The 12,823-nt window shown below is 69.0% G+C and carries 13 protein-coding genes; 5 read left to right on the forward strand and 8 right to left on the reverse strand.

All coding sequences use genetic code 11. The annotated features are described in order from the left end of the window. Positions 1 to 199: 199 nt before the first annotated feature. The 7 genes from ACZ1DY_RS14905 to kstD form a co-directional block, all read right to left on the reverse strand. Entirely contained in the window at positions 200 to 658 is a 459-nt protein-coding gene (locus ACZ1DY_RS14905; RefSeq protein WP_257489731.1) for a riboflavin kinase, read from the reverse strand. A 101-nt stretch (positions 659 to 759) separates the two neighbouring features. Continuing rightward, positions 760 to 1,509, reverse strand: a complete 750-nt coding sequence (locus ACZ1DY_RS14910; RefSeq protein WP_465485661.1) for a class I SAM-dependent methyltransferase — start codon at positions 1,507 to 1,509, stop codon at positions 760 to 762. A gap of 52 nt (positions 1,510 to 1,561) precedes the next feature. Then, complete coding sequence (locus ACZ1DY_RS14915; RefSeq protein ID WP_257487967.1) at positions 1,562 to 2,425, reverse strand: MaoC/PaaZ C-terminal domain-containing protein; 864 nt, start codon at positions 2,423 to 2,425, stop codon at positions 1,562 to 1,564. Between the two features lie 9 nt (positions 2,426 to 2,434). Then, positions 2,435 to 3,460, reverse strand: coding sequence for a 2Fe-2S iron-sulfur cluster-binding protein (locus ACZ1DY_RS14920; protein WP_465484706.1), 1,026 nt, complete (start codon positions 3,458 to 3,460; stop codon positions 2,435 to 2,437). Then, positions 3,457 to 3,717, reverse strand: coding sequence for a hypothetical protein (locus ACZ1DY_RS14925; RefSeq protein ID WP_465484707.1), 261 nt, complete (start codon positions 3,715 to 3,717; stop codon positions 3,457 to 3,459). Before ACZ1DY_RS14925 ends, ACZ1DY_RS14920 begins: the two co-directional genes overlap by 4 nt. Further along, positions 3,714 to 4,853 carry a Rieske 2Fe-2S domain-containing protein gene (locus ACZ1DY_RS14930; RefSeq protein WP_240597871.1) on the reverse strand — a complete coding sequence of 380 codons (1,140 nt, stop codon included), beginning with the start codon at positions 4,851 to 4,853 and terminating at the stop codon, positions 3,714 to 3,716. The genes ACZ1DY_RS14925 and ACZ1DY_RS14930 overlap by 4 nt, the downstream gene beginning before the upstream one ends. Beyond that, complete coding sequence (kstD, locus tag ACZ1DY_RS14935; RefSeq protein ID WP_465484708.1) at positions 4,850 to 6,520, reverse strand: 3-oxosteroid 1-dehydrogenase; 1,671 nt, start codon at positions 6,518 to 6,520, stop codon at positions 4,850 to 4,852. The genes ACZ1DY_RS14930 and kstD overlap by 4 nt, the downstream gene beginning before the upstream one ends. Before the next feature lie 99 nt (positions 6,521 to 6,619). Between kstD and ACZ1DY_RS14940 the strand changes: the two genes are divergently transcribed. The 5 genes from ACZ1DY_RS14940 to hsaB are packed head-to-tail and all read left to right on the forward strand — an operon-like array spanning position 6,620 to position 11,745. After that, a complete protein-coding gene (locus ACZ1DY_RS14940; protein WP_465484709.1) occupies positions 6,620 to 8,218 on the forward strand; it encodes an FAD-binding protein in 1,599 nt (532 codons plus the stop codon). Between the two features lie 38 nt (positions 8,219 to 8,256). Beyond that, positions 8,257 to 9,432 (forward strand): 3-hydroxy-9,10-secoandrosta-1,3,5(10)-triene-9,17-dione monooxygenase oxygenase subunit, encoded by a 1,176-nt coding sequence (hsaA, locus tag ACZ1DY_RS14945; protein ID WP_192745467.1) that lies wholly within the window; start codon positions 8,257 to 8,259, stop codon positions 9,430 to 9,432. Beyond that, the gene (gene hsaD, locus ACZ1DY_RS14950) at positions 9,432 to 10,280 is read left to right on the forward strand and encodes a 4,5:9,10-diseco-3-hydroxy-5,9,17-trioxoandrosta-1(10),2-diene-4-oate hydrolase (protein ID WP_257487962.1); all 849 of its coding nucleotides are present in this window, start codon (positions 9,432 to 9,434) and stop codon (positions 10,278 to 10,280) included. The genes hsaA and hsaD overlap by 1 nt, the downstream gene beginning before the upstream one ends. Then, positions 10,280 to 11,194, forward strand: a complete 915-nt coding sequence (gene hsaC, locus ACZ1DY_RS14955; protein WP_465484710.1) for an iron-dependent extradiol dioxygenase HsaC — start codon at positions 10,280 to 10,282, stop codon at positions 11,192 to 11,194. Before hsaD ends, hsaC begins: the two co-directional genes overlap by 1 nt. Then, entirely contained in the window at positions 11,191 to 11,745 is a 555-nt protein-coding gene (hsaB, locus tag ACZ1DY_RS14960; protein WP_465484711.1) for a 3-hydroxy-9,10-secoandrosta-1,3,5(10)-triene-9,17-dione monooxygenase reductase subunit, read from the forward strand. The genes hsaC and hsaB overlap by 4 nt, the downstream gene beginning before the upstream one ends. On the opposite strand, the gene ACZ1DY_RS14965 is transcribed toward hsaB, so the two are convergent. Next, on the reverse strand, positions 11,711 to 12,742 hold the full coding sequence (locus ACZ1DY_RS14965; RefSeq protein WP_192745464.1) for a fatty acid desaturase family protein: 1,032 nt from the start codon (positions 12,740 to 12,742) through the stop codon (positions 11,711 to 11,713). The genes hsaB and ACZ1DY_RS14965 overlap by 35 nt on opposite strands. Positions 12,743 to 12,823 lie beyond the last annotated feature (81 nt).

Raw genomic sequence — 12,823 nt, forward strand, 5'->3', positions numbered from 1 at the left:
AAGCCACTTTCGCGACGCCACCGGCACGGGAGCAAGTGAGGCCAGGCAGACGTGTCGCGAAAGCCACTTTCGCGACGTCTGATGTCTCGAAAGTGGCTTTCGCGACATGGGCGCGCCGGTGTTGGCGATGCAGACGGTTCTCTTGAGGGGTACGGCAAGGGTCGTGAGTGGCGATTCGGCTTCTAACCCGAATCGCCACTCACGAGGCCGGGACGCGGCGCACGACGCCCGCCTCGGCGTTGCCCGCGTCCGGCAGGCCCTCGGCCGGGTTGTCCGACGCCCACTTGCGGGCGTCGGCGATGTCCTTGTTCAGCGCGACGATCAGCGCCTCCGACGACGGGTACGCCTCCTGCTCGCGCAGGTGATGGCCGAGCCACACGGTCAGCACCTCGCCGTAGAGGTCGCCGCTGAAGTCCAGCAGATGCGCCTCGACGAGCCGGTAGCCGTCCGCGCCGTAGTAGGTCGGCCGCCTGCCGACCGAGACCGCCGCCGCGATCCGGGTGCCGTCGGCGCGTTCGGCCCAGCCCGCCCACACTCCGTCGCCGACTTGGCCGTCCTGGTCGCGCAGCGCGATGTTGGCGGTCGGGAAGCCCAGTTCCCTGCCGCGCTGATCGCCCTTCTCCACCTGGCCACGGACCACGAAGTACTCCGCCGTCATGCCGCTCCCGTCCCCTGCCGTCACGAAAGCCATGAATACCATGCCTCGCGGCCGGGGTCGACCGCCGCTCACGCCGCGGGAGACGTCCACTGTGTACTGAATCACGTGGTGACGAGCCGGTACCCCAGGTCGAGTTCCGTCCGGCCGAGCAGGGCGACGTGATGCCGGTGCCAATGCCCGTCCGCGAGATCGGCGCGCAGCCGCTCGACGGCCGTCGCGACGACGTTCCGGTCCAGCAGCGCCACCCCGGACATCCCCGCGCGCACACGCTCGGACAGGTAGGCCTCCGGCCTGCGCCAATACGCGCCGAGGAACCCGTCGACGCAGTCCGACGGCACCGGCAGCGGAGCCACCGAAGGCGCCTGCCCGGCGGCGGTCAGTTCCTCGACGACCCGGTCGAGACAGGCCAGCCTGCTTTCGTGTTCGGCGATCTCCGGCAGGTAGTCCCGCACCAGCCAGAACCGTGCGAACACCGCCTGGTCCCAGGTCACGATCACCTGGCGGCGGGACACACGCCGCAGCTCGGCCAGCCCGGCGGTCACGTCGGTCCAGTGGTGCACGGTCAGCACCGCCAGGGCGGCGTCGAAGGCGCCGTCGGGGAAGGGGAGCCCTTCCGCGCACGCCTGCACGGCCGGGGCCGCGGTGGACGGGCGCTGCGCGATCATCCGCCGCGACGGCTCGACGGCCACCACGTCGCGGTCTTCCGGCTCGTAGGAACCGGCTCCGGCCCCGACGTTGACCACCGAGCGCGCGTCGCCGAGAGCGGCGGTGACGGCGGCCGCGATACGGGGATCCGGGCGTCTCGATCGCGCGTAGTCCCGGCCGAGTTCGGCATACGGGTCCGAGATCAAGGGGCGCACCTGCCCGAGTCTAGCCAGAGCCGCTACCTGCGGGAACGAGGATTCAGTCTGTCGTGGTCAAGAAAGTGTCGGAAAGGACCGGTGCCTCGTCCCGGTCCGGTGCCGTGGTGGTGACGAGCAGCCCCGCCGGCTCGCGCCAGACCCGGGTCCGCAGCGGCTCGCCGGGGAAGACGACGCCGGCGAACTTGGCCGAGAACGACGCGACGCGGGCGGTGTCGCCGTCGAGGAATTCGTCGGTGACGGCCTTCGCGATGACACCGTAGGTGCACAGGCCGTGCAGGATCGGCTTGCCGAACCCGGCCGCCGCGGCGAACGCGGGATCGGCGTGCAGGGGGTTGCGGTCCCCGCAGAGCCGGTAGAGCAGCGCCTGCTGCGGCAACGTCGGCGTGTCGATGACCGCGTCCGGCTCCCGCGACGGGAGCTCGACGCGGTCGGACGGGCCGCGTTCGCCGCCGAAACCCCCTTCGCCACGGGCGAAGATGCTCGACCGCAGTGTCCACAATGGAGTGCCGTCCGAGTCGGTGGCGACCGTCTCGTTCACGATCACGGCCGCCTTGCCCTTGTCGAAGACGTCGACGATCCGGGTGCGCGCCACGGCCTTCCCCGAGACCGGGATGGGCCGGTGCGCGATCACCTCCTGCTTGCCGTGCAGCACTTTCCCGAGGTCGACCTCGACACCGGGGAACGAGACGGCCGGCGGCTCGAACACGCGCAGGTTCGCCGCGACGGTGGCGAACGTCGGCAGCACCTGGAGGCCGTCCTCGTAGGTGTAGCGCAGTTCGCGCGGGCTCATCGGGTCCGCTCCGGCGCCCAGCGCCAGGTGGTAGAGCTGCACGTCGGACGCGGTCCAGGCGAAGCTCACCTCGCCGAGGTCGGCGCCGATCGCGACCGAGGGATCGATGGGCACGGAAAGCTCCTACTCGTAGGTGACGGTGACGTCGTCGGTCAGCGGCAGGGACTGGCACGCCAGCACGATGCCTTCGGCGATGTCGTCACCGTCGAGGACCTCGTTGTTCAGCATCTTCACCTCGCCGGAAGTGATCCGGCAGGCGCAAGCGCTGCACTGGCCCTCGCGGCACGAGTACGGCGCGTCGAAACCCTTTTCCAGCAACAGGTCCAGCAGTTTCGTCCGGCGCGGCCAGATGAGCTTCTTCGTCTCGCCGTCGAGGGTGACCTCGACCGACGCCGGGGTCTCGGCCTCTTCGACGGCGACGGGTTCGGCCACCTCGAACGGGTTCCCGCCCAGGGACAGGAACCGTTCCAGGTGGATCCGCTTGCGCGGCAGCCCGAGGTCCTTGAGCACCGTGCGCGCGGCGTCCATGAACGGTCCCGGGCCGCAGATGAACGCTTCGTGCGCGGTGTACGGCGCCACCAGCGCGCGCAGGTGCGCCTCCGTCGGCAGTCCTTGCAGGCTCTCCAGCCAGTGCACGACGACCAGCCGGTCGGAGTACCGGGCGGCGAGATCCGCCAGCTCCCGGGCGAAGATCACCGAAGCTTCGTCGCGATTGGCGTACAGCAGCACCACCTTGCCGGTGCCGTGCTCCAGCGCGGACTTGAGGATCGACATCACCGGCGTGATACCGCTGCCGCCCGCGAGCAGCAGGAAGTCCTCGTCGAGCGAAGCGGGGCTGAACACCCCGGCCGGCGGAAGGACCTGGACCTCCTGGCCCGCCTGGAGGTTGTCGCAGAGCCAGTTCGATCCGTAGCCGTCGGCGGTGCGCTTGACGGTGACCTGCACCCGGCCCTCGTGCGGCGCGCTGGAGAGCGAGTAGCAGCGGGCCACCGACCCGGTCCGGTCGCTCGGCACGCGCAGCGTGAGGAACTGCCCTGGGGTGTAAGCGAAAACCGAGGCGTGCTCGGCCGGGATCTCGAACACGATCGACCGCGCGTCGGCGGTCTCGGTGATCACCTCGGCCACGGTCACGGTGACGGGGCCGCTCATTCGGGCACCTCCAGCAGGCCGTCCTTCAACGCGGCTTCGATGCTGTCGCTGAGATTGCCGCAGGTGTCGAGCAACGCCGTCTGCGCTCCGGAGGCCTTCTGCTCGGCGAACACCGGGCAGCTCCGGGACGCGTCACTCGTCCACTGGATGCTGGTGTGCTGCATGCTGTTCTTCTTGACCAGCACGCACGTCCCGCACGCGCGGCAGCTCAGCGGCCGCAGCCCGGCGGTGAGGAATTCGACGGTCTCGGGCTTCACACCCCGGCCTCTTCCGCCTGCTGCCGTGCCAGGTTGTCGGCCACCTCCGCCGCCCAGACCTCGTTGGCGCGGCTGGTGTCCACTTCGAACTCGAACCGGCGAGTCATGTCCTCGGTGACGTCGGCGGCGTCCACATAGAACTGGTCGTACCAGCGGCGCAACTGATAGACCGGCCCGTCCTCCTCGCACAGCAACGGGTTGTCGATGCGGGTCTTGTTGCGCCAGATCTCGACGTCCTGCAGGAAGCCGACGCCGATGCCCTTGGCGAACTTCCCGGCGATCTTGTCCGCGTGCTCGTCCGAGACGCCCTCGAACTTCTTCACGCTCACGCCCCACTGCAGGACGAACGAGTTCTCGGTGACCGGGTAGTGGCAGTTGATCAGCACGTTCTCGATCTCGAAACCCTGGTACGTGTTGAGCAGTGTGTTGATCATGTACGACGGACCGAAGTAGGACGCCTCCGACCGCAGCAGGTTCTCCTCGCCGCCGTAGTTCGACGCCATTCCCTTGTCCGGGCGGCCCTTCGTGTTCAGGTACTGCGTGGCGATATGCCCCTCGAACACGTTCTTGAAGTAGGTCGGGAAGGCGTAGTGGATGTAGAAGAAATGCGCCATGTCGACCATGTTGTCGATGATCTCGCGGCAGTTGGAGCCCTCGATGAGCACCGAGTCCCAGGTCCAGTTGCTCCACTCGCCGGTGAAGATGCCCTCGATCCGCGGGATGACGACGTCCTCGGGCGGCGGGTTGCCTTCCGGGTCGTGCCAGACGAACAGCTGCTTGTTCTCTTCCAGCACGGTCCAGGACTTCGTCCGCGCCCGCAGCGGAACCCGTTTGGCGTAGGGGATGGAGACGCATTTGCCGTTGCCGTTCCAGCGCCAGTCGTGGAACGGGCAGGCGATCTCGTCGCCCTTGACCTCGCCCTGGGTGAGGTCGCCGCCCATGTGGCGGCAGTACCCGTCGAGCACGTTCAGCTTGCCGGACGAATCGGCGAAGACCACCAGTTTCGTCCCGAACGCCGTGATGGCGTGCGGCTTCCCGTCGCGGAATGACTCGGCGAGGCCGAGACAGTGCCACCCGCGCGCGAACCGCGTGGGGGGCGCGCCCGCGTCGATCTGCCGTACGGATTCCGTCGTCATCGGCTGCCTCCCGCTTTGGTGTGATCTTGCTGCGCGAGATGCTCGGCCGCAAGGTAGCCGAACACCATCGCCGGGCCGATCGTCGCGCCGGGGCCCGCGTAGGTGCGGCCCATCACCGCCGCGCTCGTGTTGCCCGCCGCGTAAAGCCCTTCGATCACCGACCCGTCCTCGCGCAGGACGCGCGCGTGCGGGTCGATCCTCAAACCGCCCTTGGTGCCCAGGTCGCCGGGCACGATCTTCACCGCGTAGTACGGCGCGACGTCCAGCGGGCCCAGGCTCGGGTTGGGCTTGTTCCGCGGGTCGCCGTAGTAGTGGTCGTACGCGCTGCGCCCGCGGTGGAAGTCCTCGTCCACGCCGCTCCTGGCGAAGCCGTTGAACCGGCGCACGGTGGCTTCCAGCGCGTCGGCCGGGACCTCGATCCGCTCGGCGAGTTTCGCGATCGTGCTCGCTTTGACCGCGATGCCCGCTTTGAACCAGCGGCCGGGCAGCGGCTGGCGCGGGCCGAGGCCGGTGAACATGTACCGGTTGCGGTTGCGCTGGTCGAACACCAGCCAGGTCGGGATATTCGCACCGGGGCCGTCACCGTCGCCGTACATCGCGTGCACGGCCTCGACGTACGGCGCCGATTCGTTGACGAAGCGTTCGCCCCGCGCGTTGACCATGAGGCAACCCGGCCGCGACCGTTCGGCGAGCGCGAACCACGGGCCGCCGGTGAGCGGGATGGACGGGCCCCACCAGGCGTCGTCCATCAGGTCGACGGCCGCGCCGAGTTTGAGCCCGGCGTCGATGGCGTCACCGGTGTTGGCCTCGGCGCCGACGGTCCATTCCGTACCGATGGGCGCCCGCTGGTACTTGACCCGCATCTCTTCATTGCGTTCGAACCCGCCCGCGCCGAGGACGACGCCGAGCCGCGCGCGGACCGTCTTCTCCTCACCCTCGTGGCGGACGACGACGCCGGTCACCCGGTCGCCTTCGCTCTCCAGATCCACCAGCGGCGTGTTCAGCCAGACGGGGACATCCGCCCGCCGCAGCCCCTCACGCAGACCGGCCGCAAGCGCTTGCCCCATGGAAAGCAGCCGCTGACGGCGGATCCGGCCGGCGAGCCAGCGCCCGCCGAGACTCAGCACGCGCAGGACGCCGCGCGGATGCCGGGCGAGCAGGCTCAGCCACCGGTAGTCCGCCTGGGTGATCGGGGCGCCGAGCGGGGGAGCGCTGTACGGCGGCTCCAGATTCGCCAGCTCCGGGCCGAGCAGGTTGCCGTCGAGCGCGGCCGGCTCCACCGACCGTCCGCCCGCGCGCCCGCCGGGGGCTTCCGGGTGGTAGTCCGAGTAGCCGCGGACCCAGCGGAAGCGCAACGGCGTCTTGTCGCAGACGAAGGACAGCACCTCGGGGCCGCGGTCGAGGAAGGCCGACCGGAGTTCGGCGGGGACGACGTCACCGACGATCGCTTCGAGGTACTCGCGTGCCCGTTCCGGGGACTCCTCGATCCCGGCCGCCCGCAGCGCGTGGTTGCCGGGGATCCAGACGCCGCCGCCGGAGCGTGCCGTCGAACCGCCGAAGTGGGCGGCCTTCTCCACGACCAGGACCTCGAGTCCCCGGTGGGCTGCGGACAGTGCGGCGGTCATCCCGGCGGCACCACTGCCGACCACGATCACGTCGTACTCCATACGCCCCTCACCTGAAACACGTTGTAGGAAGCATGTAGCAGCATCCGCGCTGCTCCAGTCACCATAGACGAGAACGTGTTCTAGTTCTAGGGTGGGGGCATGGACTCCCTCGTCGCGGATGTGGTGATCGTGGGTTTCGGTGCGGCCGGCGCCTGTGCGGCGATCGAGGCCGCCGATGCCGGTGCCCGGGTGCTGGTGCTGGACCGCTTTTCCGGCGGTGGCGCGAGCGCGGTCAGTGGTGGTGTCGTCTACGCCGGGGGCGGGACGGCGCAGCAGCGGGACGCGGGCGTCGACGACAGCATCGACGCGATGTACGACTACCTGCGGCTGGAGGTCGGTGACGTCGTCTCCGAGGAGACCCTGCGGCGTTTCTGTGCGGGCAGTACGGAGATGATCTCCTGGCTGGAAGGCAACGGCGTGCCTTTCGAGGGCAGTCTGTGCCCGTACAAGACGTCGTACCCGAGCGACAAGCACTATCTGTACTACTCGGGCAGCGAGGCGGCGGGCGGTTTCCGTGACGCCGCCAAGCCCGCGCCGCGCGGACATCGCGTCAAAGGGCCCGGCACCTCAGGGAAACTGCTGATGAAACGCCTGATGGAGGCGGTTCGGAGTCGTGGGATCCAGGTGCTGCCGCAGACCGCCGCGCGGAACCTGATCGTGGACGCCGACGGGACCGTGACCGGCGTCGTCGTGTCCACGCTGCGGGACGCTCCCGCTCGTGTGCGGGCGGCGCACCGGAGGCTCTCGGCGTATGCCGCCAAACCGGGGATCTACGTGCCCTCGCTGCGGAAGTCGCTGCACCGGCGGGCCGAGCGCATCGAGCGCCGTCATGGCCGTGAGCTGCGGATTTCCGCCTCGCGTGGGGTCGTGCTCGCGGCGGGCGGGTTCATCGCGAACCGCGAGATGGTGCGCGAGCACGCGCCCGCGTATCGCGGCGGGCTGGCGCTCGGGACGTCGGCCGACGACGGCTCCGGCATCCGCATGGGGGTCGAGGCGGGCGGGGCCACCGCGGAACTCGGGCGGATCTCCGCCTGGCGGTTCATCACCCCGCCGTCGGCGTTCCTCGGCGGTCTGCTCGTGGACAAGAGAGGTGGCCGCATCATCGACGAGTCCCGGTACGGGGCGGCCGTCGGCGAACGCATGATCACCGGCCATGAAGGGCGTGGCTGGCTGCTGGTCGACGACGCCATCGTCCAGGAGGTCCGGCGGGACGCGCGCGGGCAAAGTCAATGGTTCCAAGGACTTCAGGTGCGGTACCTGCTGCGGCAGCGCGTCGTCGCCGGGTCGCTGGACGAGGTCGCGCGCAAGGCGGGCGTCGATCCCGGCGGGCTGGCCGCCAGTGTCGAGGCGGCGAGGTCCGGCGCGGATCCGACGGGCAAGCCAGCGGAGTTCGCGCGGCCGCTGGACCGGGCGCCGTACTCGCTGATCGACGTCTCGATCAAGCCGAACCTCGGCTATCCGTGCCCGATGCTGACGCTGGGCGGCCTGGTCGTGGACGAGGACACCGGCGCGGTGCGGTCCGCCGCCGGCGCGCCGATCCGCGGGCTGTACGCGGCCGGCCGGACCGCGGTGGGAATCTGTTCTAGGTCCTACGTGAGCGGTCTGTCGCTGGCCGACTGCGTGTTTTCCGGTCGGCGTGCCGGACTGCACAGTGCCCTCGACCGGGGATCGGTCGACAAAAACGAGAACGTGTTCTAGTCTTGGATCGGTTCACCGAGAACGAGAGAGGGACGCATATGAGCGAGCACGCCGCGCAGGACGTGATCGCGGGGATCCGGGAGCTGCTGCCGGTCCTGCGGGAGCGGGCGCAGGAGGCGGAGGACGCCAGGCGCGTTCCCGAAGAGTCCGTCAAATCCCTGCAGGAGACCGGGTTCTTCAAACTGCTGCAGCCGAAGACGTTCGGTGGCCTCGAAGCCGACCCGGTGAGCTTCTACACCGCCGTCAAACTCGTCGCGAGCGCGTGCGGGTCCACTGGCTGGGTCGCCTCCATCCTCGGCGTCCATCCGTGGCACCTCGGCCTGTTCGAAGCGCAGGCGCAGCAGGACGTCTGGGGTGACGACGCCGACGTCCGGATCTCCTCGTCGTACGCGCCGATGGGCAAGGCGGACGTCGTCGACGGCGGCTACCGGCTCAGCGGGCGCTGGAGCTTCTCCTCCGGCTGCGACCACGCGACCTGGGTGCTGCTGGGCGGGCCGGTGTTCAAGGACGGGAAACCCGTCGACTTCTGCACGTACCTGGTGCCGATCGCCGACTACACGATCGAAGACGTCTGGGACACCGTGGGCCTGCGCGGCACCGGATCCAACGACATCATCGTGAACGACGTCTTCGTGCCGAAGCACCGCGCGCTGAGCTTCATCGCGACGTCGAAGTGCAAGACGCCGGGGCAGGAGATCAATCCCGGGCCGCTGTACAAGCTGCCGTACGGCTCGGTGCATCCGAGCACGATCACCGCGCCGATCATCGGGATGGCGCAAGGCGCCTACGACGCGCACGTCGAGTACCAGGGCAAGCGCGTCCGCGCGGCGTACGCGGGTGAACAGTCCAAAGAGGACCCGTTCGCCAAGGTGCGGATCGCCGAGGCGGCGAGCGAGATCGATGCGGCCTGGCTCCAGCTGACGCACAACATCGACGAGCTGTACCAGCTGGCGTGCAAGGGGGAGAAGCTGCCGTTCTCCACCCGGCTGCGGGTCCGGCGTGATCAGGTCCGCGGCACGGAGCGCGCGATTTTCGCGATCGACAGGCTCTTCGAGAACTCCGGCGGCCGCGCCTTGCAGGCCGGAACCCCGATCCAGCGGTTCTGGCGCGACGCCCACGCCGGCCGGGTGCACGCGGCGAACGACGCCGAGCGCGCCTACGTCATGTTCGGAACCGGCGCCTTCGGGCTGCCCGTCGAGAATGCGATGGTCTGATGACCGAAGGCAAGTACGTCACTGTCCGAGATGGACTCAAGCTGCATTACCACGAGGCGGGCGCGGAACATTCCGAGACGGTGATCCTGTTGCACGGCGGCGGGCCCGGCGCGTCGGCGTGGAGCAACTTCGGCCGCAACCTCCCGGTGTTCGGCAAGAACTACCGGACGCTGGCCATCGACCAGCCCGGGTTCGGCCGCTCGGACAAGCCGACCGAGCATCCCCAATACTTCCGCCACAGCGCGGACGCCGTGGTCGGGCTCATGGACGAACTCGGTATCGAACGGGCGCATTTCGTCGGCAACTCGCTCGGTGGCGGGGCTTCCGTGCGGCTCGCGCTCAACCACCCGAAGAGGGCCGGGCGGCTCGTCCTGATGGGGCCGGGCGGGCTGAGCGTGAACCTGTTCGCGCCCGATCCCACCGAAGGCATCAAGAACCTCGGCCGGTTCAGCGCCCCGCCGGGACCGAGTCGCGAGAAACTCGAAGCCTTCCTGCGGATCATGGTGCACGACCAGTCGCTGATCACCGACGAACTGATCGACGAACGGTTCGCCGCCGCGAGCGCGCCGGAGTCGCTGGCCGCGATGAAGGCGATGGGCAAGTCGTTCGCCCAGCCCGACACCTACGAAGAGGGCATGCTGTGGCGTGAGGCGCATCGGTTGCGGCAGCGCGTACTCCTGATCTGGGGCCGCGAGGACCGCGTCAATCCGCTCGACGGCGCGCTGCTCGCGCTCAAGACGATCCCGCGTGCCCAGCTGCACGTGTTCGGCGGCTGCGGGCACTGGGCGCAGCTGGAGAAGTTCGACGAATTCAACCGGCTGGCACTCGACTTCCTGGGAGCCTCCTGATGGGTATCCGCTCGCTCGCCTACCTCCGCATCGAAGCCACCGACATGGCCGCGTGGCGCGAATACGGGCTGAAGGTCCTCGGCATGGTCGAGGGTTCCGGCACGAATCCGGAAGCGCTCTACCTGCGAATGGACGATTTCCCGGCGCGGCTCGTGATCTTCCCCGGCGAGCACGACCGGCTCGCCGTCGCGGGCTGGGAGGTCGCCAACGCCGGCGAACTCGACGAAATCCGGGCTGCGCTCGACGCGCATTCGGTGCCGTACAAGGAAGGCACGCCGGATCAGCTGGCCGATCGCCGGGTCGACGGCCTGGTGTCCTTCGAGGACCCTTCGGGCAACACGCTGGAAGTGTTCCACGGCGTCGCGTTGCAGCACCGGCGCGTGGTGAGCCCGTACGGGCACAAGTTCGTGACCGGTGAGCAAGGACTCGGGCACGTCGTCCTGTCCACACACGACGATGACGCTTCCCTGCGGTTCTACCGGGACGTCCTCGGGTTCCGGCTGCGGGACTCGATGAAACTGCCGCCGCAGATGGTCGGCAGGCCGGCCGACGGCGCTCCGGCGTGGCTGCGGTTCTTCGGCTGCAACCCGCGGCACCACAGTCTCGCGTTCCTCCCGATGCCGACACCCAGCGGCATCGTGCACCTCATGGTCGAAGTGGAGAACACCGACGACGTCGGCCTCTGCCTCGACCGGGCCATCCGCCGGAAGGTGCCGATGTCGGCGACCCTCGGGCGGCACGTCAACGATCTGATGCTCTCGTTCTACATGAAGACCCCCGGCGGCTTCGACGTCGAATACGGTTGCGAGGGGCGTCAAGTGGACGACGAGAGCTGGATCGCCCGAGAGAGTACGGCGGTTTCCTTGTGGGGACACGACTTTTCAGTCGGCGCCCGCCCGCCGGGGCAGTCGTGACCCCGGTGACGGACCTCGGCGCGGACATCGATCCGGCGCGGTTCCGGACGGTGCTCGGGCATTTCTGCACCGGCGTCGCGGTGGTGACCGGGCACGACGGCACGGCTCCGGTGGGCTTCGCGTGCCAGTCGTTCGCGGCGCTTTCGCTGGATCCGCCGCTGGTGCTCTTCTGCCCTGCCAAGACATCCCGGACCTGGGCGGTGCTCGCCGAGTCCGGCCGGTTCGCCGTCAACGTGCTCGCCGAAAATCAGCAAGAGGTGAGCGCGGTGTTCGGCGCGCGGGGCGCGGACAAATTCGCGTCGGTCGACTGGACCCCCGCCCCGTCCGGATCCCCTTTGCTGACCGGGGCCCTGACCTGGATCGACTGCACCCTCGAAGCCGTGCACGAGGCGGGTGACCATTACGTCGTCGTCGGCCGGGTCACCGCGCTCGGGGAACCGTCCGACGATCGGCCGTTGCTGTTCCATCGCGGGCGGTACACGGTGACCGAGCCGGTGACGGACGCGCTCGCCGCGCTCATGCCCTGGCCGCGTCCCGACGATTGGCTCTGATCGGCTCGCCGGCGTCGTGCAGGCTGCGCAACGCGAGCGAGTACGACTCGATGAGCCCGGTCTCGTGGTACGGGACGCCGATCTCGTCGCAGTAACGTTGAACGATGGGCCGGGCGCGGCGCAGATGCGGCGACGGCATGCTCGGGAACAGATGGTGCTCGATCTGGTAGTTGAGCCCGCCGAGCGCGACGTCGACGATCCGGCCGCCGCGGACGTTGCGTGACGTGAGCACCTGCTTGCGGAGGAAGTCGAGTTCGGTGTCGCCGGACAGGATCGGCATCCCCTTGTGGTTGGGCGCGAAGATCGATCCCATGTAGACACCCCACAGTGCTTTGTGGACAATGAAGAAGACGAGCGCCTTGCCGGGGGAGAGGACCACGAGCAACGCGCTGAAGTAGAGCGCGAAATGCGCCAGCAGCAGCGCCGCTTCGAGCCCGCGCCGCCGGAGGCCCGGCTTCGCGACCGCGCGGATCCCGGAGAAGTGCAGGTTCAGGCCTTCAAGGGTGAGCAGCGGGAAGAACAGGAACGCTTGGTAGCGGCCGATGAACCGGGGGAGGCCCTTGCTGGCCCGCGCCTGGTCCTTCGACCACACGAGGATGTCCGGATCGACGTCGGGGTCGAGGTCCTCGTGGTTCGGGTTCGCGTGGTGGCGGGTGTGCTTGTCCATCCACCAGCCGTAACTCATGCCGACGCCGAGGTTCCCCGCGATCCGCCCGGCGATCTCGCTCGGGCGGCGGGTGCGGAACACCTGACGGTGCGCGAGATCGTGCGACAGCAACGCGATCTGGCCGAACATCACCGCCTGGAAGACGGCGATCCCCAGCTGCCACCAGGAATCCCCGATCGCGAAGAAGGCGACCCAGCCGGAGACGAAGAGGGTGGCGACCAGGCCGATGCGGAAGACGTAGTAGCCGGGACGGCGGTCGAGGAGGCCCGCTTCGCTGACGCGGCGGGACAGACGGGCGAAATCGCTGCCTGTGCGGAGGTTTGCGGTCACCGTTGTGAGTCTTGTCGGGGGCGGAGGTGGAGTGAATGCGGTACGCCGGTGGGTTGGTGCGGGGGTTGGCCCTACCCTGGG

Source organism: Amycolatopsis sp. PSD-21 (assembly GCF_055561455.1).